This window comes from Legionella sp. PATHC035, assembly GCF_026191115.1.
Lineage (GTDB): Bacteria > Pseudomonadota > Gammaproteobacteria > Legionellales > Legionellaceae > Legionella.
Genome location: NZ_JAPHOT010000001.1, coordinates 723,549 through 749,365, shown reverse-complemented (window position 1 = coordinate 749,365; position 25,817 = coordinate 723,549). Strand labels below are relative to the sequence as shown.

The following is a 25,817-nucleotide window of genomic DNA, read 5'->3' as shown; positions in this document are numbered from 1 at the left end:
CTTGAGCTTATTTTTCAAAAAAATGACTATGGTACAAAGCAACGCGCAAATCACTTTTGATAAGGAACTTGCCAGATTTCACTGTACGGGTGCATGGTCTGTTTTGCAAATTGGGAATTTATTAAAAAGATTTAGTGACGGTGAGTTGCCCAAAAAGGAAAAAATAATCATTAGTGGAAAAGGAGTGAGTCATTTTGATAGTGCAGGGGGGTTGGCTCTGATTAAATGCATTGATGCACTTGAGCAACAAGAAAATAAGGTGGAATTGGCAGATTTTACCGAAGCCCAACAGCAACTGATTGATTTAATTAAATCAAAAAAAGACCTTTTAGGTTATCAAATTCCCCCGGAACCCAAAGAAAATTTATTTTATCAATTAGGCAAAGAATCAGAAAATAAACTACGTCAAGTAGATGGACTTCTTAATCTAGTTGGCGATTTAACCACTAAAATTATCGAAGCATTTGGCAATTTGCGTCGATTTCAATTACCAAGCATTATGTCAAACATACATGCTACCGGTGTCACTGCTTTACCAATTCTTGCCTTACTCTCTTTTTTAATCGGTGTGGTCTTGGCTTATCAAATGGGATTGCAATTGCAAACCTATGGCGCCAACATCTTCATTGCCTATTTATCGGGCATGGCCATTTTTCGTGAATTTGCACCACTTATTACCGCAATCATTGTTGCTGGACGAACCAGTTCTGCGTTTACAGCCCAAATTGGCAGTATGAAACTCAATGAAGAGGTCGATGCGCTGCTCACTATGGGACTTTCTCCTACTGAATTATTGGTGCTTCCAAAAGTAATCGGATTATTGATTGCATTTCCTTTATTGATTTTTTGGTCTGATATTTTTAGTATTTTAGGTGCAATGATTATGTCCAAGAATCAACTGGGTATAAGTTTTGTTGATTTTTTACAACGATTAAGAGACTCTGTTGGGCTCTCACAGTTAAATTTAGGTCTTTATAAAGCGCCGGCATTTGCATTGTTAATTGCTTTGGTTGGTTGCTACCAAGGGTTTAGAGTTGAGGCAGGCACGGAAAAAAATATCGGGAGCCAAACTACTAAAAGTGTAGTGCAGGCATTATTTCTGATTATTATTGCGGATGCAATTTATTCAGTTATTTATAGCCGGATGCATCTATAGATGAGCGAACCCATTATCGAAATTAAAGGTTTAAAAAATTACCTCGGGGGGCAATGGGTACACTCGGATGTGAATTTGACCGTAGAAAAAGGGGAAATTCTAGCGATTATTGGTGGTTCTGGAAGCGGAAAAACAACAATATTACGCAGCTTGTTAATGTTGATGAAGCCTACAGCAGGCGTTATTAAAGTTTTTGGCCAAGACATTCGTCATCTTGATCTGCAACAATCATTCTCGCTTCGACGTCGTTGGGGAATGCTTTTCCAGCACAGTGCACTATTTTCATCAATGAATGTGCTGGAAAATATCATGTTTCCCATGCAAGAATTTACTAATTTGGATTACGAATTCATGTATGAATTAGCGTTGCTAAAAATCGCTTTAGTAGGGTTACCCAAAGAGGCGGCGGGAAAGTTGCCTTCGGAATTAAGTGGAGGGATGCAACGAAGAGCAGCAGCGGCACGAGCCATTGCTATGGATCCGGAATTATTGTTTTTGGATGAGCCAACCACAGGCTTGGATCCATTAAGTGCAAGACTTTTCGATGAGTTGGTTGTTTTTTTAAGAGACTCTTTAAAACTGACTATAGTCATGGTGAGTCATGATATAGAATCTTTAAAACGAACTACAGATCGCGTAGCCTTTATTGGGGATGGAAAAATTTTAAGTGTTGAGCCAATTAATGATTTAATGAAAAATAAGAATAAAACCATTGCGGGTTATTTTAGTAAAATGTAAGCATAACTGGAGACAGAATACTTGGAATCGAAAACCAATTACACCATTGTAGGTATATTTGTACTCATATTGCTCGTGGGGCTTGTTGCTACCATGTTGTGGTTGTCTGTTGGTTTTAATCAAAAAAAGTATACAACGTACACTGTTTTCATGCATGAAGCAGCTTCCGGTCTCACTCAAGATGCTCCTGTAAAATTCAATGGAGTGCAAGTTGGATATGTAAAAGAAATAAAATTAAATCAAAGCGATCCAAGACAAGTGGAAATTTTATTGGATATTGAAGAAGATACGCCAATTACTACAAGTACTTATGCAACATTAAATTCCCAAGGTATTACTGGTGTTACTTATATTGGTTTGAGTGCCAGCACTTCCGATTTGACTCCAATTCAAAAAATGCCCGGCGAACCTTTCCCTGTTATTCCCTCAAAACCTTCTGTTTTCAATCAATTAGATAGCATTTTGAAAAAGGTTTCTGAAGATGTAGGTATTGTAAGTTCCGAAGCACAACGTATCTTTAATGAAGAGAATGCAAAACACATTACTCATATATTGACTAATATTGATCATTTTTCTAAAGATCTTGAGCGTAATGGCAAAAATCTTAATATTTTTATGGATAATCTGGCTAAAGCGAGTCGCGATCTTCCCCATATACTCGATGAGTTAAAACTAGGAATCTCTAAGTTTGATACCATGGCAGAAAGTTTAAGTAAGGCCGGGAATAGTGTATCAAAAACGATGGGCTCAGGAAGAAACACGTTAGATAAAATTTCCCAAGAAGCTCTTCCACCAGCCGTAATTTTATTACGCCGATTGAATGCCATTTCTGCAAATTTAGAAAAAGTGAGCAGTGAAATGCGTCAGAACCCTGCTGTGGTTATTCGTGGAAGTAAACCGCCACAACCTGGGCCTGGAGAATAAATGATGAAAAAGTTGACTGTTTTTCTTGTGAGTTTTAGCGTGGTATTGCTTAGTTCATGCTCACCCGTGAAAGTCTCTGTAAAAAATCAATATCAATTGAGTGCATACAGCACGAGACAGTTAGCTAAAAATCCAATGCCCATCACTTTGTTGGTTACCGCAACTGAGGCTGCCGCAGGGTATCAAACCGAGCAAATGCTTTATATTAAAAAACCTTATGCGCTTGAGCCTTTTGCAAACAACGCATGGGTAAATCCGCCGGCTGATATGATCTATCCTTTAGTGCTACAAAGTTTACAACGAACCAATCTTTTTAAAGCAGTGACATCCAATGCGTATACCTTGGGAGTAGATTATCGATTGGATACCCAATTGCTTGCACTAGAACAAAATTTCCTTAAAAAACCAAGTGTCCTCGAATTTTCAGGCAAAATGGTTTTGACCCATGTTAATGATAATAAAGTGCTTGCTTCGCGGATTATCAACTTACAGATCCCCTGCCCTAGTGATACACCCTATGGCGGTGTCATTGCAGCCAATAAGGCAACGCAACAGTTTACTGCAATTCTCGCACAGTTTGTGGTATCTCATATACAACATTAGAGCAGTGTCATCGCGAGTCTAGCGAGGAGGCTCTTATCGAAACATGGTGCTACAGCATGGAGGTCCTTCTCGGGATTGCCAAAACCATCCGAACGCGTGGCACTTCACCAATACTACAATTTGGTTAATTATGATCACATAGTACTGTAGCCAAAAAATAAAAAGAATTGTACAATGTGCCCCCATGAGCCCTATATGGGATTTTGAAATTTATCAATAATAAGAAGAACGAAGGAGATTGAGGATGAAAGCCGGATCATTTTGTAAATTAGGTCTGCTTGTAGCGAGTGCTGTTTTAGTTGCTGCTTGTTCTAAAGCACCAGGTAGTGCTGAAGGAGTAGGTGTGAACGAAGCTGAGGCTTCTGCTCAAGGTCTAGGACAATTTACTCATTTTGCTGGTCAAGAACCAGGTGAGTCTTATACAACTCAGGCACCCCATAATCAATTGTATTTGTTCTCCTATGATGACAGTAATTTGGCTCCCAAATATTTACCGTCAGTTAATGCTCAGGCAGAATACTTGAAGACGCATCCTGGTGCTCGAGTGTTAGTTGCTGGGCATACTGATGAGCGTGGTAGCCGTGAATATAACGTAGCTCTTGGTGAGCGTCGAGCAAATACCGTAGCTGATATTTTACGTATGGCCGGTGTGAGCAGACAACAAGTTCGTGTCGTTAGCTATGGTAAAGAGCGTCCAATTAACTTAGGACATGATGAAGCATCACACGCACAAAACCGACGTGTTGAATTTACTTATGAGGCAACAAGATGATTAATTGCAAAAAACACATTATCGCTGCTGGCTTTATGTTAATCCTTCCTTTGACCTGTTGGTCAGAGGCGCCTGTGGTTGATGATAGTGAAAATTTTGCAATTAGTGAGGAACAACAGGCGTATGATGCGCCTGTTGGCTCAAAGTACGGTGCTGAAAGTAGACAGTATGATGTAGCTCGGAATGAGAGTTACACCATCGATAACTCCCAAACGGATGATGAACCTGCGCTTGCTAAAGATGATCAAGCAAATGAATCGAATAATAATATTACCGATAATGCAAAGCTGATTGATAAAATCCAAAGCTTACAACAAGAAGTACAAGAACTCCGTGGCCAATTAGAAGTACAAGCTCACGATTTAAAATTGTTGCAGCAACAGCAAGTTGCTTTTTATAAAGATTTAGATGCTCGTTTGAGCGGAACCAGTTCTGCGAAAGTATCGCCAAATAAAGCATCGGCTAATAAGCCGGCAATGGATCTTTCCGTTGGTTCTAAAGAACCAGCTCCCAAAACAGTTACCCCCACGTCTGATGTCCAAGCGAGTAAATCGGCTTCCATACCAGCCCCTGCTGCTGTTTCTACTTCGAGAGCGAATCCCGCTGACGAACAAATTAGCTATTTAGCAGCTTATGAGTTAGTAAAAAACAAGCGATATGACGACGCTATCATTTCTATGAATGGATTTGTGCAAAAATATCCTAGGGGTGGTTATACTGCTAATGCTCAATATTGGCTTGGAGAGCTTTATTTAGCTAAAAAAGATTATTCTAAGGCTATTGAACATTTTAATGTCGTTTTACAACAATTCCCTACCTCAAGTAAGTCTGCAGCAAGCATGCTCAAGACTGGTTATGCCTATGCTGCACAAGGTAATAAGCAAGAGGCTCAGAAATTCCTGCAACAAGTAGTAAGAGCTTATCCTGGTACACCTACTGCTCAATTGGCTAATTCAAGATTACGTACGATTTAATTAATAAATTTTTTATGCGTAACTCTGAAGTTCTGGGTTACGGCTTTGCCTTCACCCAGGCTGCATTGAACTAATTTATGGATTCCAAGGAGAAAAATATGTATTGGCTAGCCCATGCCCCAGCTAATATTGCTTTGATCAAATATATGGGAAAAAAGGATAATGCAAATACTCCTGATAACCCGTCGCTATCCTATACTTTAAATGAACTCAAAAGTACGGTAAGGCTTGAAAAAATAAGCTCAAAAAAAGATATTTGGGAACCGCTTATAATACCTGCTGGAATTGAACATTTTGTACTTTCCTCAGAGGGTCAAAAAAGATTTCTTGATCATTTAGCCCGCATAAAAACATACTTTGGCTATGAGGGTGGTTTTTTAGTGCAATCGTGCAATAACTTTCCTCACAGTAGTGGTATGGCAAGTTCTGCTTCAAGTTTTGCGGCATTAACGCGCTGTGCTGTTGTTGCTTTGAGTGAGCTAACCAATAAACCCATGCCTTCCATTGATGAACAAGCCCAGCTCAGCCGTTTGGGATCAGGTTCGTCGTGTCGATCTTTTTATTCTCCTTGGGCTTTATGGGATGACAATGAAGTTAAAGAAGTGGATTTGCCTTATCAAGAATTAATTTACCAAGGTGTCGTGATTAGTAATAAAAAGAAAGAAGTCCCCTCCAGTGAAGCCCATCAACGAGTCAAGAGTAGTCCTTTTTATGAAACACGCAGCCAAAGAGCAAGAGAGAACCTAAAGCTTTTATTAGATGCTTTAATGACGGAAGATTGGACTGCGGCATATCAAACCTGCTGGAAAGAATTTCAAGATATGCATCGTCTGTTTACTACTTGTGAACAACCCTTTACTTACATGACGGAAAGTTGTACTGACCTACTGCATCACTTGGAAAATTTTTGGAATAAAAAAGGGGATGGTCCCATAGTCACTATGGATGCTGGACCAAACATTCATTTATTATATCGTCCCAACCAGGCAGACTTAGCACGTGAATTTAAACGTGATTATTTAGTAGGGAATTATGACGTTCTTTGATTTTGAGACTACAACTTTTGGTAAGTGGATTTTAGCAGGTGAACATGCTGTAGTACGAGGACATCCAGCCTTAGTATTTCCAATTAAGGAAAAGAAATTAACGCTCAATTATTCTGCGGCAGGGTCTTCTTTAGGAGCTGATTATACTGGGAGCAGCGGTGCTGATATGCAACTGTTGTTTTGGAGCGTGCTGGAACATGGAATGCACTTGTTAGGACGCTCTCTAAACCAAATAGGTGGCTATTTTCATTTAGACAGTTCGATCCCTGTGGGCGCTGGTATGGGCGCTTCAGCAGCTCTTTGTGTGGCAATGAGTCGTTGGTTTTGTGCGCAAAAAATGATAGAGCACGATCAGTGTAATGCTTTTGCAAAAGAACTAGAACATTTATTCCATGGAAAAAGCAGCGGACTTGATGTTGCTGGAGTCGCTACTGAGAAAGGGGTTTATTTTAAAGAGGGATCTATTATGCCCCTGCAGCAAAAAATTTTCCCACAGTTTTTTTTGTCTTCATGCAAACAAATTGGCATTACATCGCATTGTATTCATCAAGTTCAGAATTTATGGACTAATAATCCCATTTTGGCTCAACAAATTGATGAGCAAATGGTTGATGCGGTTGAAGAAGCAAGAGCTGCTTTAGAGCAAGGTGGTGCAGATGCAATAAGCTCTTTAGCCCAAGCAATTAATAAGGCCGCTGATTGCTTTTATCAATGGAATCTAGTTAGTGAAAGTTTGCAACAACATATGAATTGGTTGAGCGCAGAAGGGGCACTCGCCGTAAAACCGACAGGATCTGGTGGAGGCGGCTTTGTATTGAGTCTATGGAATAAGCAACCCCCTGACTATCTCGAATTATTGACTGCTTGATGTCAATACAGGACCATCATGATCGATTTATTCTGTGTTCAGTATCCATGGAGAATGGTTCGATTTAAGCGCAGGATGTGAGTAAGTGTAAACGGTTGAATCAATGTTAGAATAAAGCTTGAGCGATTACTTCTAATCTACGAATTGGTAATAGACTTCATTAACTTTTACCATTCCGAGCTCATAGCGTGCTTGCTCCTCTAGGGCTTGATCGCCACTTTTTAACTCCCTGATATCCGCTTCAAGTACCCGATTACGGGTTGTTAATTTATTATTTTCCTGCTCGTGAGCAGCGAGTTTTTTTTCAAGATTATGCCATTGAATTAAATTTCCATCGCCCAGCCACAACTTATGTTGTAAAACAACTAGAGAAACAATCAAAATGATAAACAAAGGGCGCATAGGTTTTGCTTCGTTAAAAGATTATCCTTTAACCATTCTATTACCATTTCGCAATGTCTAGCAATATCTGCTTGCGTAATTTTTATAAGAATTTAGCTTGTGATTTGTCGTAGGGATGAAGCGCAGTGGAATGCATTCTTATCAAAAGTGCAGGAGGTAATCCCAAGATGGAACTCTTGTATTTACGATGGGAGAAACCTCGCTACCCTCGGAATAAGGCAAGGCGGGGGTAAAAGTGCCTGAGGGCTTGGGAATTTCCCGTCTCCCATAAGTGGGAGAGGGTATGCTATTTTGCTGGATTGCATCTATGCGAATTACTTTTCGAGTCAAAAATGTTTTCGTAAAATATTAAGCTCTTCATTTAATAAATCTATTTTTTCCAAGAGTTCTAATGCGAGTGCTACCCCTGGAAGATTGATTCCTAAATCTTGGTGTAAGCGAAAGGCAGACTCAATTTTACGTAGATCTTTTTGGTTTAATTTTAGATGTTCTGTTTTTGTTGTTTTGCTTGAAAAAATGCCATATTCTACCATTTCGATCAATAATTCTTTGGGTATATGATATTTTTGGCATACCTCATTGAATGAAATAGTCGTGGTTTCTTCAATAAGCACGCCAATTATTGTATTGTCTTGCTTCATGCTTATACTCCCATCGTGTCGCGTGGATTAAAAGGCATTACCTGTGCCATCTTTTTGTAGACTTCTTTTGCCTCTTCAGTTGTTGGCGGCGGAGTAATAATTTTTAAAAGGACATATTGATGTCCAGTGGTTGTACCCGGTAAGCCACGATTTTTCAATCTTAATTTTTGTCCTCCTTGAGATCCCGGCGGAATTTTCAAATCGATTTTTCCCCCTAAAGTGGGAACCACTATTGTTGCTCCTAAAGCCGCTTCCCAAGGCGTTACGGGTAGGGTAAGGTAGATATCACCATCCATAACGTCAAAAAGGGGATGCTTATCAACCTCTATCGTTAAATAAATATCGCCACGAGGACCTCCATGTATGCCAGGTGCACCTTGGCCAGCCAAACGAATTTGTTGACCTGATTTAACTCCTGCGGGTATTTTCACTTTCAATGTTTGCATAGAGACTTGAGCGTCGTGCGTAGTCGGAATCTGAATGTTTTTAACCGTTCCTGTAAATGCTTCCTCGAGGCCAATATTAATTTTACCATGATAGTCATGACCGGCCATTGGTTGCTGCCGATAACGGGAGTGTCCGAATAATGTCTCGAATAAGTCCTCATTTAATGGACCGCGATACACCTGTTCCGAGTCTTCGGGGCGCCAATGGCTCTGTGCTCCTTGTTGATGGAATGCTTTATTTTTCCGAAACGCATCATATTCCGCTCTTTTTACGGGGTCCCTTAAAACCTCATAAGCTTCTCCCATTTCTTTAAATTGCTCTTCGGCATTAGGTTCTTTACTGATATCAGGATGGTATTTTCGAGCCAGTTTTCGATAGGCCATCTTAATGTCTTTTTCAGTGGCATCTTCACTAACTCCCATTATTTTGTAATAGTCTTTATCCATGTTTTTATACTCAATTTAAAAATCATTTTTTATTTTAGTAACACCTATTATCCTGGGACATCAGCTGAACTGTTATTAAGTTTAGGGGATGATACCATCTTACCTGACCAACCCAGAGCCAGGCAATCCGCCATAATCCCTTTTCGATGTGCGTCAATAGGTAACCACTATTTGGGGAAATACAGGGTTCCTCTTTTATTGGTGATGATTCCTTTTATTTTGATTGATATGATCCATTTTTTCATGAGCTTCGTCTTATCCTCATTAATATCATAAAATAGTATAGTCTCTTAGATATTTATTTGTATATTAATCAGTTAAAGTACATACTATTCACTTTACTTGTTTGTTTTTACCATACTACGGCTTCACTCTTCCTTAGGCTGTAGAATAAAAATAAAGCGTTACCCTAAGTATGAAAGGGCTGTTTATAATTCGTCATTATGGCCAAGACAGTAGAATCGAAAACAGACCCTAGATTGTTTGAATCGATATTGGAGACATTTATGCAAAAGTATTTATTGAATACGTTGGTTGTTTTTTTCTTTTTTTCTTTGGCGGGTTGCCAGTCCAATCAGGCAACTTCCAATATTTTTAGACCGTTTACTCCTTCAATTGCTCAAGGGGCAGATTTGGCGCAAACAGTGCAAGAAGCCTTGATGCGTAATGATGAGTTAGCGATAGCCCATGTGCAGGTTCAAACCAGGCAAGATGTTGTGATTCTTACAGGATATGTAAAGAAAATTCGTCAAAGTGATATCGCCGAACAAATAGCGCGTCAGGTTCCAGGTGTACGAGCAGTTGAAAATAACATAATTATCCGTCCCTAGCTTAAATATTCTCCATTTGTACTATATTTATAAGATAGGTTAAGTGTGTTCAAATGGAGAATAAAATGGCTGACCTAATTCATAATGCATTGCCAATGCCAAGACGAAAAATTATCTATATCCATCCAGAAGATTCAGTTAAAAAAAGTATTGATATGATGACGGAATATGATATCGGGGCATTAGTTGTAGTCGATAATGACAACCAATTAATAGGTATCGTGAGTGAGCGCGACATAGTCCGATCCTGTTTACACAAGTGCATTAACCTCGAAAAAGGAAAAGTTTCAGATGTAGTCAATAAGGACATCACTATTCTTAGTACTAATGATGTTGTAGAAAAAGCAATGCAAGCAATGACTGCAACAAAAAGAAGACATGTACTCGTTCGTGATGAAGGCGGTGAACTTGTAGCTATTTTATCCATAGGTGATGTGCTTTATCATTTATTGGAGGATAAGGCTCGAGTTATTGAGCAATTAGAAAATTACATTCATTCCTATTAACAGATTTTTTTTTAGGATGATATAGTATCTTTTTTAATGTACTTATGACTCATATGAAAATAGTTTTCAGATTGCTGCTCACTCTATTGATATTCAATGCGCCTGTTTGGGCCACTGAATTATCAACCAATTGGTATTCCAAAAGCCCTGATAACAAGGTTGTTATTAACATAGAATTATTTTTGTCCACCACCTGTCCCCATTGTCACAAGGCCGATGCATTTTTTCGCGATATCGAATCAAAACATCCTGATTTCCATATTCAGCGGTATTATATTAATCAGGATAAAAATGCTTTAGGCCGTTTTTATCAATTATTGAGCGAACAGCAAATGGATGATTTTTCTGTTCCATCAATCTATTTTTGCAATTCACGATGGGTGGGCTTTACATCAGCAGAAACCACTGGCAAAGATTTATTGCATGCCATTAATCATTGTAAGCAACAAATTGAAAAAAAGGGTACGTTAACCCCAGCCACTGTGAATGCATTGCGACATTTGGCGAATGCAAATCAGTTTATTACTGGATTGGTGGAAAAACCGTCAAGGATGCGGTTTACGATTACTCTGGCTTTTATGGACTCCTTTAGCCCTTGTGCATTTTTTTGCTTCGCAGGATTTCTTGCTTTTCTTTTAATCGAAGCCCAGAAGAAAAAACAGCTTATCGCGAGCCTCCTGTTTATTTTTTCAGTAGCAACAGTCCATTATTTTCAACAGGTTTATACCAATGCGTTTTTTGAATTGTTGCCATGGCTGCGTATTCCTGCTGCATTACTAGGAATAGTCACTCTTTATTTTGTGCTGCAATATCTGAAAAAACAGGCTTCAGGAACTTTATATTTTTCATTGGCTTTTTTATTAGGATTGATTACTACCATTTATCAACAAACTTGTGTCATGAACTGGTCCACTATATTTGAACAATGGTTAAATGATCAGCAGTTAACGAATTGGCAAACAAACATGTATCAACTGCTTTATCAAGGGGTGTATCTACTTCCTTTAATTGTGATTTTATTGGTTTACTTGCTCTTACTTAAGACAGCGCGTTTTGCTGCATTAAGTCCAAAATTAGCCAACATTGGCTTGTTGTTCCTGATCGCGATTGCTGTCAGTTTAATCGCATATCCTTATGTATTGTCTTACTTTGCAATATCGCTTGCGACATTACTGATCTTGATGATTTGCGGTTACTTTTTAAAATTGACTTGATCTTATTTTGATGATTTGGGATTATCATCTCTCTTTGTTTGTAATCGCTTAGGCTTTATTTAATGTTTATGCAAAAGGCCCCGGCATTACCTTTGTTTTTTCAGGTGATAACATGAGTAAGCTCATTGATATTCCCGTTGTTGTAGAGAGCGGACAAAAATATAAAACATCTCATGGCGTGACAGCAATTAAAGATGGTGTAAAAGCTACTGGAGATGCTTATGAGCGCTTACCTAAGCCTAAATGGCTACGCGTGGTGAATCATACTACTCCCGCATATCACCAGGTAAAAGAGCAAGTGCAAAAACATCGTCTGTCTACTGTTTGTGAAGAAGCAAAATGCCCTAATATTTCTGAGTGTTGGTCTCATGGTACCGCAACAATCATGCTAATGGGTTCTGTTTGCACGCGTGCATGTCGTTTTTGTGCAGTAGACACTGGAAATCCTCATGGTTGGTTGGACCCACAAGAGCCAGAAAATACAGCAAATACCGTAGCATTAATGAATCTGGATTATGTGGTGTTAACCTCAGTGAACAGGGATGACCTGCCTGATGGTGGTGCAAATCATTACGCGCGCACGATACGAGCAATTAAGCAAAGATCTCCAAAAACTAAAGTAGAAGCATTAACTCCTGATTTCCAAGGTGTAGAAAGAGATATTGCCTTGTTGCTGGATAGTGGTGTTGATGTATTTGCACAAAATGTAGAGACGGTAGAGCGGTTGACTCATCCTGTTCGTGATAACAGAGCGGGTTACGCACAGACATTAAAAGTGCTTGCTTACGCGAAACGTTATCGACCTGATGTGTTGACAAAAACCAGCTTGATGTTAGGTTTAGGTGAAACAGATGAAGAAATTGTGCAAACAATGGATGACTTACGAGCACATAATGTAGATATTCTTACTCTAGGGCAATACTTACAACCGACAAAAAACCATTTACCTATTGCGCGCTATGTGACTCCTGAGGCTTTTGCTGAGTTAAGACAGATCGGATTACAGAAAGGATTTTTCGAGGTAGCTTCTGGTCCTTTGGTTCGTTCAAGCTATCGTGCGGATAGGATCTTTAAGCAAGATAATTTGGGTTTAGATAATTAATTTTATATTTTCGTTTAAGGCTCTGAATGTGATGTAGGTTGAGTCTTGGCCCGATCTACATTACATTCAACACATAGTATCACTCTTCAAATTTACATAGTCATAGATGCCGTTGCTCCCTCGTCGAGAGTGGGAGTATATTCGTGCAATTGGGTCTGTAAGAAACTAACCACCTTATCTGCTATCGCATGGCTATAGGCAAGTACTTTTTTCTCCTCCTTAGGATGTTTTAGTATAATTTCTTCCAATTCAACAGCTAATTGTTCAGCCCATTCCTTGCACAAGTAAAAATCGCTATCCACTATATTGGATAATTGAGCGATATATTGGCCATGCGACTTCCCAATTGTTTTATTTATTTGAATGATCGTTTCTTTAGCCGTCTTAGCAGCAATATCAGGGATTAACTCTTTTTTATTACTGCTTAGTTGCTTGTCTAATTGAAGGTGTAATAATGCTTGAAATGAATGAAAATCCATGATTACAGGAGCATTACTGCTTAACTCATGATTGAGTTGCGTACTTAATTTTAGGTTCGATTCTTCGACAATGCCGGATTGAATAATTAAATCAGCCATATCCTTGAGACTTTGTTTGATATCTTCAATGACTTCTATAGGCTGTTTGAGTACAAATTGGCGAAAAGAAGTAATTTCAGACAGTACTTTTTTTGCTTCTTTTTCGTTAAGTGCGAGCTCGGGGAATAATTCGGGGTTAATTAAGATATTGAATTTCATTAACATTAACTCAGCACGTAAAGCACGGGCTTTATCGATTGCATATTGTTTCAATTTAGGATGTGATTTCTCTAGTTCAGGAGTGTCAAATTCTGTTGGCTTATCATTAAATGTTCCATTAAGCATGGCTTCCAATACTGCATTTTGAAAATAAAGAAAAATTGATTTTCTATTGGATGTAATTTCTTGAGCACACCAATTCATATATATCGGATCCAAAATATCCAATAGTTTTCGAATTTCTTTAATGAGTTGTGATTTTAAAGGATAAAGGTGATGGTTCTTTTCATACTGAACCATGATATAAAAGGAGGACACGGATTTTAGAAAAATGGCACCACGTGCTTTGGCGTCACTCTTCGTTTTTTCCTCGAAATAGCTCTCATAGGCAACAGTATCTCCCCATAAGGATGAGTTGGCATGATCATCTTTTTTAATTAACTCATCTAAACTGATGCGGCCATACAAAGGAAGGTCGGCCATTGATGCGCTGCGTCTGCGTTTATCAGCTTGATTTTTAGAGGAGGTACTCATTTCGAGGGCATTATCCTTTCTATATTGGAAAAAAGTACTCTGTTTTTTTAATATAGGGGGCTTGGATCGAACAATTTTGTCTTTTAACTCATTAAGGTGGTCTAAAGTTTGATAAGCGACGGGAAAAATTCTGACGTCTTTTATAATAATTGCCCCATCGTCAATAGTGACGCCAGGATATTCATGAAACATGTCGAGACTTATTTTAGGTTCAAATCGAGAATGAGTCTCTTTTTTAATACAATATAATAAGCAAGTAGCTTGATGGGTACTTTCATTCAATTCCCAAACTAAGGGGCTACCGTGGAAGGTAATATTTTGAAAATAAATTTTCATATAATAATAACACTCTGATCAAAAAATACATAGTACGAATTATGTCATGTTCAAGCAAGTACCTTGATTCATTGACGATCAAAAAATCCCTTTGTGCTTGTTCAATCACTAAATGATAAAATTTATACAGCCTAAAGCCTGGTCTATTTAATTTAACCTAAAATTATCCCTCTTTTTCCCATTAATTTTTGTAAAATATACGCGAAAAGATACATGAGGGTGCCAAGCACTATGGCGGTTATCCCTAAGGCTAAATAATAATTTTTATAGTAAGGAAGGCTTTCTATGGCAGAGTGGACTGTGTTTGGAATTGCGACCCAACCAGCAATTCTTCCTGATATGGCATGTGCCAAAGAACTTGCCAAATACCATACACCCATGGCAAAGGCGATTGAACTTTTGTCGCAATACAAGCCTACCATACTTAAGCCAATGGCACTCACCCATAATTCCGCAATTGAAATAAGAATATAGGTTAACGCAATATAATTGCCGTTAATTATTCCATCTGTAGTCGTCGAGGCAGCACATGCCATAACCAAAAGAGCAATTCCCGCAAGTGCGGTGCCCGCCGCAAATTGGTAGGGAATAGTGAAATGAGGGAACAGTTTATAAAAACGAGGTAGCTGACTGCCTATAGCTAAGATAAGTAATGGATTCAGTATTTGATAATGAGCGGGGGAAACAGTGAGGCCAAATAAATTATGATCTGAATTATTTTCGGCAAATAAAATTAGGGTGCTGTTCATTTGGTTATAGATAACAAAAAATACAACTGCTTCAATGATGAGTAGAAGAGCAATCATTTGCTTTACTCGTACCCTTCCTTTAAGGGTTAATGTTTTTTTTAAAAACCAGGCAATTCCTATCCCGCAACCGGAAGCTATGATTGTGCTCGCGGCATAAACATGAGAATAGGCAAATAAAGTCAGTACATAAATGGTAGCGATGTAAGCAATCAAACGAAAAATGCCTGACTTAGAGAGTTTGGATTGATCTTTTCCCCAAATAACATTCTCATAAATAGGGTAGCGTTTGGCAAAATTCAATGCAGCAATGGATTTACCAACAAAAGCCAAGGTAAGGATAGAAAGCGGGCCATAACGGCTTTCAAAGAGTAATGGCGCTATTAAAGTTGCTAGTAATGCACCGACATTAATTGCGATGTAATAGTAAGTCATCGCAGATTTTGCTTTAACCGCATCATCGGAATAAATATGCGAGACCATGCTCGAAGACGTACCCATTAAAAGAGAATTGGTCGCGGGAACAAAAGCATAGGCCGCAATAAAAAAAGTGTCTCCCAGACTACTTACAGTATATCCACTGATCATGATGAGCAAATAAGCAGTGGCCAACATAATACTGCCAAGAAGTATGGATCGCCTAATTCCGACAACAGTATCCGCCATATAGCCACCAAGCATAGGCATGAGATAACCCATTGCATGAGCCACCCCTATAAAAGCATATGCTTTGGCTTGACTGTACCCTAAACCTTGAGACCATACGGGACGAGTTAAAAATAAAACCAATATGGTATTCAGTGCATATACAGAAAATTGGCTCCAAAAGGTAATATATATGATGTTATTGGCTTGTTTTTGTCGCAGGGCCAATTCAGGTAAATAATTTTTCACTTCTTGAGAAATCATTTTTCCTACCTCATCATCTTAAGATAAATATCAGATTATCATTTTCTGGCAAGAACGACATCAATTATATGAGTATCATGATAGGGGAAGGTGAATATTTTGCTAAAAAGTCTCTTTAGTCTTTGAATTAAAAATATTTTTGGGAGCATTCTGATGGATAATGTATTGAGAAACCAGGTACCTTCAATTCCGAAAAGCGCTAATTCATCAATAGTATTCAGAGTTATGGGAATTTCCAAGCGTTGATGTGCTATGACTTCAAATTGATGCTGTTGGAATGCCTGCATCAATTCATTGTTGTTTGCCGCAACCGTAGTATTTTTTACAATGGATTTATAATAATGACCAACAACACTGCTTAAGATGGAGTCTTCGGTAATAAATTCAGCAAGGCGCTGTTGTGCTACCGGAAATGAATCATAAGTAGTGGTAATCATTGAAAAGTGACCATTCGCTCGGGTCAGTAATTTAGCCTCATGAAATAAAACTTTAATCGGGATATAAGCATTAATAAAATGGGCCAGGATTAAATCTTGACTATGAGGGGGTAAGAACTTATTGGCTTGTGCGGCACTACCCTCTATAGTAATCACTGGCAATGTTTCACGAGCTCGTTTTAACATTTCAGAAGAAACATCAATGCCTGTAAACTCTGCTTGCGGCATTATCTGTTGTAGCTTTTTTAGAAAAGCACCATCACCAACACCCAAATCAAGAACTTTATAATGAGGTTTCATGCCCAAATAAAAGCGCTTCATTTGTTCAATGGCTACTTCATGACTCTGGCTAATTGCTCCAAAACGATTTGCCATAGCATAGTGTTCCGCGATGTCGTTATACATGGCCTTCAAGGACATGCAAAAATTCCGGTTTAAAAGGGTTTGGTAAGTATATCCTTAAATGGAGGAAATTTGCGACTGGTGACAAAGGAAAAATTTATTGATAATGTATCGATTTTAGTTTTTAATACGTTAAATAGTTTTATGTTTTTATTTATTATTTGATTGAAAAAATGTTTCCAATGTAACCAACAACACTTACCTATTAACTCGTTATAATAAGATTTTTCTTACAAATAAATAAAATTAATTATTTTCTTAATACTCCGTTAATAATCACAGTGTAAAATTAAATTCGAATAGCAAATATAAATATAAATTTGTTTTTAGTCGTTTTTGGCTATCAAGAACACCATGGATTGCGTTCTGTGGAGGAATAGGTAGCTGCTTAGTTAGGGAGATTTTTATGTTAATTTTAACTCGGCGTATTGGTGAAACTTTAATTATAGGTGATGATGTTAACATTACCGTGCTCGGTGTAAAAGGTAACCAAGTTCGTCTCGGTATTAATGCACCAAAAGATGTATCTGTCCATCGTGAAGAAATTTATTTGCGCATTCAACAAGAAAAGCAATCAGACGAATCTGAAGAAGCAGTATAAATCGATTTCCTCGCAGTCATCCAGTTCCGAGCACTTAACCATGCTCGGGACAAACCTCATTTTTTCTTGTTCCCACAATGATCCCTTTTTATGAGTCATGAAGCGAAGTATCTCCTGACGAGAGAAAATGCTTAATACCGTCATCATCCTCTACAATTAATTGCCCTGAGTCATTGATTCCATATGCAAGCCCAGATAAGGTATTGGAAGATTGAGTCACTTTAATTTTTTTTCCAAATAAATAATCCGATTTACTCCATTCATCCATAAAGAAATTAAGATCATGATGAATGAATTTGATTAAGTAATATTCCAAATGAGTAATCAGTTTTGCAATAAGAACATTTCGATCAAAATGCTTTTGGGTCATCTCATATAAGGAGCACCATGGCTTATCCGGAAGAGGGTTGTTTTGAGTATCCGTATTGACGTTTAAGCCAACACCTATGATGACTTGGACATTACCATTTGATTCAGCCATTATTTCAATCAAACTGCCGCATAATTTTTTGTTATCCCATAAAATATCATTAGGCCATTTAATCTTGATATTAGAGGATAGATCTAATTCATTTAAAGTGGCCACAATGGCTAGGCTGGTCACTAAACTTAATCCGGAGAGCTTGGCGAGATCACAGTTGAGGTTCCAACGACTTGAGCAGTATATATTTTCTCCAAAAGGCGAGTGCCAGTGTCTTCCAAACCGACCTCTACCCTGAGTTTGAATTTCGGCACAACAAATATCAACGGAATTTGAAAGCGGTAAATCCTTAAGATAGCGATTTGTTGAATCAATGGTTGTCAATAGATGTAACTTAACAGGCGATATGAGTTTTTCTGCGATAAGATATTGTTTAATTTTCTGTTGATTTAACAAAATCAACTGGTTAGGAAGTTGATAACCCTGGTGTCTCATGCGGTTTATAGGAATTCCTGATTCAATTAAATGATTAATTTGTTTCCAAATCGCTGAACGGGTAATGCCTAGCGCTGCTCCTAATTCGGAACCACTGTGACATTCACCATCGCCAAGTAATTGTAATAATGTAAGTTGTGAATGGGTAAGATGCATTGGCAGAAACCTAAAAAATCAAGCGAGTATTTTGTTGTAGATGAATCAATCCATGTCTAATTTCCCTTACTGTGGGGTGATGACATAGAGCGCCACTACAAGCTACTTCAGGCATAAAGGAGCGTAATTGCCAAGTCATGTTATGTAATGGATCATTCACTAATTGCTTCGTTGGTATCGATACAGGGACGCTAAAATGTTTGGTGGGGTAAGAGAGACCTAAGCCACAGGCTTTAATAAATGCTTCCTTTTGCGCCCAAACATGAAAGAAAACAGCCGGTTTTAAAGCGAGAGGCACTTTAATAAACTCTTCATACTCAAGATCGGAAAATAAGTTTTTGGCAATGCCCTCATAAGGCCTGGCGGAATATTTCTCGATATCAACCCCTAAAGGAAATCCTTTTCCAACTGCCAGTAGCGCTAGGTCGCCCGTGTGGCTTATATTAAATTGCAATTTTGCTGAATTGATGACCTCTGGTTTTCCATGCTCGTTATAAGTAAATTCCAGCTGCTCAGGAGGAATATTGAGGTAATTGGCTAAGATGATTCTCAACGTGGCTCTAGCAGTAGAAAAACGGCGTTTATGTCTACTGAAGTAGAATCGCTCCGCACGAGCTCGCTCTTCATGATTTAATAGCTCATAGGCATGATTCAATTCATGCACTAAAGAAAATTGCCAAAGATCAATTCGAGCTTCATTTAAGATGCAGTTTTGTGTATTTAAAGGGTTAAATCCTGTAATGATCATATACTTTGTTTGAATCTGGCATCAATTGTCGGTTAAGGTTATCATATACCATGATATTTAATTCACCAAAGAGTATTCAATGAGCAGACAATTTTTGGATTTTGAGCAACCCATCGAAGAGTTGAATCAAAAAATTGAAGCACTTCGCATGTTGGGACATGATAACGAAGTGAATTTAAGTGATGAAATCGCACGACTTCAAGCAAAATGTTCTGATTTAACAGCTCAAGTTTTTTCAAACTTGGAGCCTTGGCAAGTAGCGCAAATGGCGAGACATCCACTAAGGCCACAGACTACAGATTATATCGAACGTATTTTTACAGATTTTCAGGAGTTACATGGTGACCGAAGTTGCTCTTCAGCTCCTGCAATTATTGGGGGTTTGGCACGTTTAAATGGTGAGCCAGTCATGGTGCTTGGCCATCAGAAAGGTAAACGTACTAAAGAAAAAGTCTATCGAAACTTTGGGATGGCTCGTCCTGAAGAGTATCGAAAAGCTTTGCGTTTGATGAATATGGCTGAAAAATTCAAATTACCCATTTTCACTTTTATTGATACCGCAGGAGCGTATCCAGGGATTGGTGCCGAAGAACGCAACCAATCTGAAGCAATTGCGCGAAATCTTTTTGTGATGTCAAATCTTAAAACTCCAATTATCTGTGTGGTAACAGGAGAAGCAGGTTCTGGAGGAGCGCTGGCAATTGGCGTCGGAGACCGTGTGCTCATGCTGCAATTTGGTATTTATTCAGTAATTTCTCCAGAGGGTTGTGCCTCGATTCTGTGGAAAGATGCGTCTAAAGCAAGTGAAGCTGCTCGAGCGATGAGAATTACAGCAGATAAGATTTTGGAAAATAAGTTAATTGATATGGTAGTGCCTGAACCATTAGGGGGGGCACACCGTAATGTTGATGAAATGGCTGCGCGTTTAAAAGATGTTTTGGTTAGCGAATTACGTGCTTTAAAGAAATTGCCATTGGATCAACTGGTCGAGAACAGATACCAAAAATTTATGGCTATGGGTGCATGTGATTAAAGCTTTATTCAATCTCTTTCCAAATTCAACCGAGGACGTGAATTGCATGACCGATGAGGTGCTCGAATCCTCAATTACTTGCTTGTACGATCCAGTCGTATGCTCCGCGCCTTATCTCGCCTCGACTCCCTCTACGAGTTTGGAAAGCGATCTAATGAATTCCGAGTGGCTTTCTCGCCTAAGCCAATTCAAGAAGCTCATTGTAGGCTTTAGTGGTGGGCTTGATTCAACGGTGCTTTTGCATGTGCTCGCATCCCACCCCGCCTTGTTTACTAAATTAGTTGCTGTGCATGTCAATCATGGTATTAGTGCTCGTGCATCTTATTGGCAAGCACATTGCGAGCAGTTTTGTCATCATTTGGGCATTCCTTTAACCACCCAATCCGTCCAATTTGATCGCTCAGCGAATATTGAAGAGAGGGCGCGCATTGCTCGATATGCCGTTTTTTCTTCTTTGATGACCGAACAAAGTTGCTTGATTTTAGGACATCATTTGGATGATCAAGCGGAAACAGTACTTTTGCAACTATTTCGAGGTGCTGGGGTAGATGGTTTGGCTGCAATCTGTGATTGGGGCAAATTGGGTCTGGGAGGAGTGGCTCGTCCCTTTTTAAATCATTCCCGTGCACAACTTGAGCATTATGCTGTGTTACAGCAATTAAGATGGATTGAGGATGAGAGCAATCAGGACATCAATTATTCACGCAATTACCTGCGTCATCAAATTATGCCTTTGTTGAAAAAAAAATGGCCTGGAGTGGTGGGTAATATTGCAAGAACAGCCATTCATTGCCAGCAAGCTAAAAGAAATTTAGATGGCTTGGCAGAAGGAGATAGTCGACTTATTTCCAAGCAGGCTAAGGAGAGAAAAGGTCAGGGGGATATGGAAGGCAGAACCCCAAAGTACGCACCAGTTGATGAGAATTTGAACACCTTATCGACGCAGCAATTTTCTACCCTAGATGCGGTTGGAAATAAAGCGACTGCATTGGAAGAATATTCAGACGTTCTTTCAAACAATTTTTTGTTGATAACACCATTAAAAGAACTCAGTCGTGATCGTCTTGTGAATTTGCTCAGGGTTTGGTTGAAAAATAATCGAGTTCAAATGCCTTCGACAGCCACTTTTGAGCGTTTGATTGATGAAGTGATCTTTGCACGTTCCGATGCGATTCCCGAGGTGAGTTGGGCAGAGGTGATTGTGCGTCGCCACCAAAGGCATTTATATCTGGATAGGAACAATACAAATAAATTACCCTCTTGCATTGAATGGTCGGCATTTCCCTTACCTCTAGTCATCGCTGATCTGGAAATTAATTTATTGGCAAAAAAAAGCATTCAAGGACTAGTAGTTCCTCCCAATACAAAAATATGCGTCCGATTCAGACAAGGCGGAGAAGAATTTTTCTGGCATGGCCAAACCAAGCGTTTAAAAAAATTATTCCAAGAGTGGGGCGTTCCACCATGGTTAAGGGAACGCATTCCTTTAGTTTATTTTAATGAAGCGCTTGCAGCAGTAGTGGGTTATGCAATGAGTGATCTATTTTTTTCTAAAGAAAGTGCAGACGCTTGGATTTTCGCTAAGGGTTTCTGAATTTCCCTTCTCCCCTGATCCACTCATCCCGAGCATCGCGAGGGATCTCCATACTATGGGACTGTGTCACGATGAGGGGCTCCCACGTTGTCTCGGGATGACGTAGATAGGGAAAGAGGATTTTATATCTTAGTAACCAAAGTTGTTGTGTGGAAGATCCACGTGCTCATTCGGACCGAATCCAACATCTCGTTCATAGGCGATTTCCATCGCATGATTCACATTTTTTCTAATCTGTTGCGCACCAGTTAAGTCATGTTGTTTAAAGAAAAGATATTGTGAGACTAAAGCTTGTGATTGGGGAGATTGCGCTAATTTCTTTTGAGTACCTGTAACGAGATTAAGTTCTCCATCTTCATTCATCCACTCATGGCGTTTCATTTTCATTATTATTATTACCTCTGGTTTAAAAAGAAGCGCCATAGTACACGAGAAAACATAAAATTCAAGTTTTATTCAAATTGAAAATAAAAAATGTATTTTGATTAATTCAATAAAAATTATTTTTCATTTTTATCAAACTCATTTAGATTAATAAAAAAATAATTAAATATCAGATCATTTCAACCATGAAGAATATTTCGGAGATCAAATCATTACTCGCACTTAGTGGAAAGCCTGACAGTATCCCTGAAGACCTTATGGCATTTTTTTTACATTTAAAAAACCGGTTGAAAAAAAGGAGCAATCAATTTAACGCATTCGCAATAAGCTATGATGAAATGGATGTTTTAGCAGGGATTATTGAGCAAATGATTGAGTCTTGTGTCAAAGATTTGCGGTTTGAAATTGCTTTTTCAAAATGGGACGGAAGTGCGCAATTAAATCATTGGTCTTTTTTAGAATTCAATTTTAAAGGAACAGAAACCCCTCCTGGTTTAGATATTTTAATTTGTGATCCGCTTGGTTTCAAACAATCGCTCGTTTTAACGAATTTATTAAGCAGTAGGATGAGGTTTGGTAGTTTAAGTAAGTTGTGCACATTGATGATTTATATTCCCATAGACACATTACAAATGAAAGGGCGTGCATGTGCTTATTTTGTGACCGATAATGTTTCAATGTTATCAAATCAAGATCAGTACAACCCAGTTTATGATTATATGAGGGCTCATCAACAGGAAATAAAAATAGATGAGGCAATAAGGACCTTGACGCAATTTCGTGAATCGCTCACGAATTGTTATACGGAGGAGGAACTCAATGAGATCTATGATTTTAAACTCGTTGCGAGCTCTCTACCTGTCAGGCTCTTAAGAACAAAACACGCTGTACCTGAACTAGAAAAAGAAGTTCGTGATTCGGAAAACCTCAAAGATGAGATTGTGAACTCCAAGGGTGAAACCGCATGGCATTCGATAAGTAAGAATTTATTTTTTGTTAAAGATAGAGGCGGAGAGGAGCAGTATAGGAATATGCGAGTCAATAAAAAGATGGAAAAACTTAAGGGGATTGTAACTGAACTATCCTCTTCATGTTTAGAAGAGGAAATTCAGTCATTTTATAAGGAGATGCATGAGCATAGGATAATTGGCTTAGAGAAATTTATTATACAAAACATCAAATCAGCCGATACACCGTTCTTAACACTCCGGTAAATTAACTGCTAAGCCGCCCATAGATGTTTCTTTATAAATACTTTGCATGTCCATTCCTGTTTGCTTCATTGTTTTAATCACTTTATCTAACGAAATTTGATGTTGACCATCACCAATAAGTGCCATTCGTGTTGCATTAACTGCTTTTACTGCACCCATAGCGTTACGTTCTATGCATGGTATTTGTACTAAACCCAATACAGGATCACAGGTCATTCCTAAATGGTGTTCCATTGCGATTTCTGCTGCGTTTTCAACTTGAGCTACAGTGCCCCCAAGAACTGCTGTAAGACCAGCTGCAGCCATAGAAGAGGCAACACCTACTTCACCTTGGCATCCTACTTCAGCCCCAGAAATAGAAGCTCCTTTTTTGTAAAGTATGCCTATCGCTGCTGCAGTAAGAAAATAAGTGTATATGTCCTCATTACTCATTCTATCATGTGCGTGCTGGCAATATTTGAGCACAGCAGGAATAATACCTGCAGCCCCATTAGTCGGTGCCGTAACGATACGTCCACCCGCTGCATTCTCTTCATTGACAGCCATGGCATAAAGATTGAGCCAGTTCATGATATCTGATTGTTCGAAAATGCTTTTTACCCCTTTTTCATTCATGAGCTTTTTATATAAATCAGGAGCGCGTCTTTTTAAGTTAAGGCCGCCTGGTAAAATGCCATCATGCTTGCATCCATTAGCGATGCAATCATCCATAACTTTGGCAATTGCCAAAATTCCATGATGGATTTCCTCAGTACTGCGCCATGTTTTTTCATTAATAAGCATTAATTCCGCAATACTTAAATTATTATTCTCACATAATTCCAAGAGTTGGGCTGCGGTTGCAAACGGATATGGAGGTGGGTTGGTCTCTTCAGTGGCTTTGGAAAAATCTTCTTCGGTAGTAATAAAACCACCGCCAATTGAGTAATAAACTTGAGCAATTAATAAATTATCTTGGCTATCAAAAGCGGAAAAACGCATTCCATTAGAATGTTTTGGCAAAAGCTCTTTTTGCAAAAACAGAAAGTCTGTTGATTCGTTAAAGTGAATATTTTTCTTGCCGGCTAAATTGAGCGTATGGGAGCCGAGAATCTCATGCATACGCGGAACCATCGATTCAGGAGCAACAGTCTCAGGTGCTTTGTTTTCTAATCCATTTAAAATCGCTTTATCTGTTCCATGACCTTTGCCTGTTAAAGCAAGTGAACCATAAAGTTCGGTTTTAACGCGTTGTACCTGATTCAGGAGCTGCATCTCGTCCAATAATTTTAAAAAAGCATTAGCAGCAAGCATAGGGCCAACAGTATGGGAGCTTGAAGGACCAATTCCAATGGAGAATAAATCAAAAACACTGATGTTCATGTGGGTTAATCTCTAGTTACAATTAGTGCAAAGTGTAGAGGGATCTTAGTTATTTGTCTATTTTAATTATAGTGAACCTATTGACTTTCAGTTCGCCGTGGCTTCGCTGTTACTCAGTGCTACCAGGGATAGGCATTTGAGGACAGTCATGAATTCAATAAACTTTGTAATATAATTACAATTAATCGCATTTAAATACTGGTAATTTCACGTGAATTTAGGCAGAATTATGATGCATTTTAGAATGCAATATCTTCCATAAGAAATTGAGAGGATATGCACAACAGAAAGACTACAAGGGGATTCTTTATGAAGATGAAATTGGTCACTGCGGCCATTATGGGGCTGGCAATGTCTACTGCAATGGCTGCTACTGATGCTACATCGCTTGTTACGGATAAAGATAAATTATCTTATAGTATTGGTGCTGATTTAGGAAAAAACTTCAAAAATCAAGGTATTGATATTAATCCGGACGCATTAGCTAAGGGAATGCAAGATGGAATGTCTGGTGCCCAATTGATTTTGACCGAACAACAAATGAAAGATGTTCTGAATAAATTTCAGAAAGATTTGATGGCAAAGCGCAGCGCCGAGTTCAATAAAAAGGCTGAAGAGAACAAAGCTAAAGGTGAAGCGTTCTTATCAACAAACAAATCCAAATCAGGTGTAGTTGTATTGCCAAGTGGTTTGCAATATAAAGTTATTGAAGCCGGTACAGGAGCTAAGCCAGGCAAATCTGATACAGTAACCGTTGAATATACTGGTACTTTAATTGACGGTACTGTATTTGACAGCACTGAAAAAGCAGGTAAACCAGCGACATTCCAAGTATCGCAAGTAATACCTGGTTGGACCGAAGCATTACAATTGATGCCTGCTGGTTCTACTTGGGAAATTTTCGTACCTTCAGACTTAGCTTATGGCCCACGTAGCGTTGGTGGTCCTATCGGTCCAAATGAAACTTTAATTTTCAAAATTCATTTGATTTCCGTTAAAAAAGCTGCCTAATCAATGAGAAGGGAATTTCCCTCCTTAT

General features: G+C 38.7%; 27 protein-coding genes. 17 read left to right on the top strand and 10 right to left on the bottom strand.

The genetic code is table 11. The annotated features are described in order from the left end of the window. Positions 1–28: 28 nt before the first annotated feature. The 8 genes from OQJ13_RS03370 (at position 29) to OQJ13_RS03335 (ending at position 7,081) form a co-directional block, all read left to right on the top strand. A complete protein-coding gene (locus OQJ13_RS03370; protein ID WP_265709177.1) occupies positions 29–1,156 on the top strand; it encodes an ABC transporter permease in 1,128 nt (375 codons plus the stop codon). Next, a complete protein-coding gene (locus OQJ13_RS03365; protein WP_265709176.1) occupies positions 1,157–1,894 on the top strand; it encodes an ABC transporter ATP-binding protein in 738 nt (245 codons plus the stop codon). It abuts the gene before it with no gap. Positions 1,895–1,915: 21 nt separating this feature from the next. Next, the gene (locus OQJ13_RS03360) at positions 1,916–2,818 is read left to right on the top strand and encodes an MlaD family protein (RefSeq protein WP_265709174.1); all 903 of its coding nucleotides are present in this window, start codon (positions 1,916–1,918) and stop codon (positions 2,816–2,818) included. A gap of 3 nt (positions 2,819–2,821) precedes the next feature. Then, complete coding sequence (locus OQJ13_RS03355) at positions 2,822–3,421, top strand: ABC-type transport auxiliary lipoprotein family protein (protein WP_265711879.1); 600 nt, start codon at positions 2,822–2,824, stop codon at positions 3,419–3,421. A gap of 244 nt (positions 3,422–3,665) precedes the next feature. Continuing rightward, entirely contained in the window at positions 3,666–4,193 is a 528-nt protein-coding gene (gene pal / locus OQJ13_RS03350) for a peptidoglycan-associated lipoprotein Pal (RefSeq protein ID WP_265709173.1), read from the top strand. Beyond that, complete coding sequence (gene ybgF / locus OQJ13_RS03345; RefSeq protein WP_265709172.1) at positions 4,190–5,167, top strand: tol-pal system protein YbgF; 978 nt, start codon at positions 4,190–4,192, stop codon at positions 5,165–5,167. The genes pal and ybgF overlap by 4 nt, the downstream gene beginning before the upstream one ends. A 98-nt stretch (positions 5,168–5,265) precedes the next feature. Then, positions 5,266–6,213 carry a diphosphomevalonate decarboxylase gene (locus OQJ13_RS03340; protein WP_265709170.1) on the top strand — a complete coding sequence of 316 codons (948 nt, stop codon included), beginning with the start codon at positions 5,266–5,268 and terminating at the stop codon, positions 6,211–6,213. Next, a complete protein-coding gene (locus tag OQJ13_RS03335; protein ID WP_265709169.1) occupies positions 6,200–7,081 on the top strand; it encodes a mevalonate kinase in 882 nt (293 codons plus the stop codon). Before OQJ13_RS03340 ends, OQJ13_RS03335 begins: the two co-directional genes overlap by 14 nt. A 132-nt stretch (positions 7,082–7,213) precedes the next feature. Here OQJ13_RS03335 and ftsB read toward each other — a convergent pair whose 3' ends face one another. The 3 genes from ftsB to OQJ13_RS03320 all read right to left on the bottom strand — a co-directional run bounded on the left by ftsB (position 7,214) and on the right by OQJ13_RS03320 (position 9,017). After that, on the bottom strand, positions 7,214–7,483 hold the full coding sequence (gene ftsB, locus OQJ13_RS03330) for a cell division protein FtsB (RefSeq protein ID WP_028380069.1): 270 nt from the start codon (positions 7,481–7,483) through the stop codon (positions 7,214–7,216). Between the two features lie 326 nt (positions 7,484–7,809). Next, positions 7,810–8,124: a chaperone modulator CbpM gene (locus OQJ13_RS03325; protein WP_028380070.1), complete on the bottom strand. Its 315-nt coding sequence runs from the start codon at positions 8,122–8,124 to the stop codon at positions 7,810–7,812. A 2-nt stretch (positions 8,125–8,126) separates the two neighbouring features. Then, positions 8,127–9,017, bottom strand: coding sequence for a DnaJ C-terminal domain-containing protein (locus tag OQJ13_RS03320; protein WP_265709167.1), 891 nt, complete (start codon positions 9,015–9,017; stop codon positions 8,127–8,129). 506 nt (positions 9,018–9,523) lie between these two features. Between OQJ13_RS03320 and OQJ13_RS03315 the strand changes: the two genes are divergently transcribed. The 4 genes from OQJ13_RS03315 to lipA all read left to right on the top strand — a co-directional run bounded on the left by OQJ13_RS03315 (position 9,524) and on the right by lipA (position 12,669). Continuing rightward, positions 9,524–9,847 (top strand): BON domain-containing protein, encoded by a 324-nt coding sequence (locus OQJ13_RS03315; RefSeq protein ID WP_265709166.1) that lies wholly within the window; start codon positions 9,524–9,526, stop codon positions 9,845–9,847. Positions 9,848–9,912: 65 nt separating this feature from the next. After that, on the top strand, positions 9,913–10,353 hold the full coding sequence (locus tag OQJ13_RS03310; protein WP_265709164.1) for a CBS domain-containing protein: 441 nt from the start codon (positions 9,913–9,915) through the stop codon (positions 10,351–10,353). Positions 10,354–10,406: 53 nt separating this feature from the next. Next, positions 10,407–11,567 (top strand): hypothetical protein, encoded by a 1,161-nt coding sequence (locus tag OQJ13_RS03305; RefSeq protein ID WP_265709163.1) that lies wholly within the window; start codon positions 10,407–10,409, stop codon positions 11,565–11,567. A 112-nt stretch (positions 11,568–11,679) separates the two neighbouring features. Beyond that, positions 11,680–12,669, top strand: a complete 990-nt coding sequence (gene lipA / locus OQJ13_RS03300) for a lipoyl synthase (RefSeq protein ID WP_265709161.1) — start codon at positions 11,680–11,682, stop codon at positions 12,667–12,669. Positions 12,670–12,761: 92 nt separating this feature from the next. Here the strand turns inward: lipA and OQJ13_RS03295 are convergent, their stop codons facing one another. From OQJ13_RS03295 to OQJ13_RS03285, 3 genes are all read right to left on the bottom strand, one after another. Beyond that, positions 12,762–14,276: a hypothetical protein gene (locus OQJ13_RS03295; RefSeq protein WP_265709160.1), complete on the bottom strand. Its 1,515-nt coding sequence runs from the start codon at positions 14,274–14,276 to the stop codon at positions 12,762–12,764. A 152-nt stretch (positions 14,277–14,428) separates the two neighbouring features. Then, positions 14,429–15,931: a peptide MFS transporter gene (locus tag OQJ13_RS03290; protein ID WP_265709159.1), complete on the bottom strand. Its 1,503-nt coding sequence runs from the start codon at positions 15,929–15,931 to the stop codon at positions 14,429–14,431. Between the two features lie 38 nt (positions 15,932–15,969). Further along, entirely contained in the window at positions 15,970–16,788 is an 819-nt protein-coding gene (locus OQJ13_RS03285; RefSeq protein ID WP_265709157.1) for a class I SAM-dependent methyltransferase, read from the bottom strand. Between the two features lie 388 nt (positions 16,789–17,176). Between OQJ13_RS03285 and csrA the strand changes: the two genes are divergently transcribed. After that, positions 17,177–17,371, top strand: a complete 195-nt coding sequence (gene csrA / locus OQJ13_RS03280; RefSeq protein WP_010654169.1) for a carbon storage regulator CsrA — start codon at positions 17,177–17,179, stop codon at positions 17,369–17,371. A gap of 88 nt (positions 17,372–17,459) precedes the next feature. Here the strand turns inward: csrA and birA are convergent, their stop codons facing one another. Together birA and OQJ13_RS03270 are read right to left on the bottom strand one after the other, a co-directional pair. Beyond that, a complete protein-coding gene (gene birA / locus OQJ13_RS03275) occupies positions 17,460–18,443 on the bottom strand; it encodes a bifunctional biotin--[acetyl-CoA-carboxylase] ligase/biotin operon repressor BirA (RefSeq protein WP_265709155.1) in 984 nt (327 codons plus the stop codon). 10 nt (positions 18,444–18,453) lie between these two features. Beyond that, positions 18,454–19,191, bottom strand: coding sequence for a 4'-phosphopantetheinyl transferase family protein (locus OQJ13_RS03270; protein ID WP_265709154.1), 738 nt, complete (start codon positions 19,189–19,191; stop codon positions 18,454–18,456). A 79-nt stretch (positions 19,192–19,270) separates the two neighbouring features. On the opposite strand from OQJ13_RS03270, the gene OQJ13_RS03265 reads away from it, so the two are divergent. Together OQJ13_RS03265 and tilS are read left to right on the top strand one after the other, a co-directional pair. Beyond that, positions 19,271–20,224 carry an acetyl-CoA carboxylase carboxyltransferase subunit alpha gene (locus tag OQJ13_RS03265; RefSeq protein WP_265705272.1) on the top strand — a complete coding sequence of 318 codons (954 nt, stop codon included), beginning with the start codon at positions 19,271–19,273 and terminating at the stop codon, positions 20,222–20,224. A 139-nt stretch (positions 20,225–20,363) separates the two neighbouring features. Then, positions 20,364–21,818: a tRNA lysidine(34) synthetase TilS gene (gene tilS, locus OQJ13_RS03260; RefSeq protein ID WP_265711878.1), complete on the top strand. Its 1,455-nt coding sequence runs from the start codon at positions 20,364–20,366 to the stop codon at positions 21,816–21,818. Positions 21,819–21,947: 129 nt separating this feature from the next. Here tilS and OQJ13_RS03255 read toward each other — a convergent pair whose 3' ends face one another. After that, positions 21,948–22,205, bottom strand: coding sequence for a hypothetical protein (locus tag OQJ13_RS03255; protein WP_265709153.1), 258 nt, complete (start codon positions 22,203–22,205; stop codon positions 21,948–21,950). A 182-nt stretch (positions 22,206–22,387) separates the two neighbouring features. Between OQJ13_RS03255 and OQJ13_RS03250 the strand changes: the two genes are divergently transcribed. Beyond that, the gene (locus tag OQJ13_RS03250; protein ID WP_265709152.1) at positions 22,388–23,416 is read left to right on the top strand and encodes a hypothetical protein; all 1,029 of its coding nucleotides are present in this window, start codon (positions 22,388–22,390) and stop codon (positions 23,414–23,416) included. Here the strand turns inward: OQJ13_RS03250 and OQJ13_RS03245 are convergent. After that, positions 23,402–24,778 (bottom strand): L-serine ammonia-lyase, encoded by a 1,377-nt coding sequence (locus OQJ13_RS03245; protein ID WP_265709151.1) that lies wholly within the window; start codon positions 24,776–24,778, stop codon positions 23,402–23,404. The two genes, OQJ13_RS03250 and OQJ13_RS03245, sit on opposite strands and share 15 nt — an antisense overlap. A gap of 309 nt (positions 24,779–25,087) precedes the next feature. On the opposite strand from OQJ13_RS03245, the gene OQJ13_RS03240 reads away from it, so the two are divergent. Further along, complete coding sequence (locus tag OQJ13_RS03240; RefSeq protein WP_265709149.1) at positions 25,088–25,789, top strand: FKBP-type peptidyl-prolyl cis-trans isomerase; 702 nt, start codon at positions 25,088–25,090, stop codon at positions 25,787–25,789. Positions 25,790–25,817 lie beyond the last annotated feature (28 nt).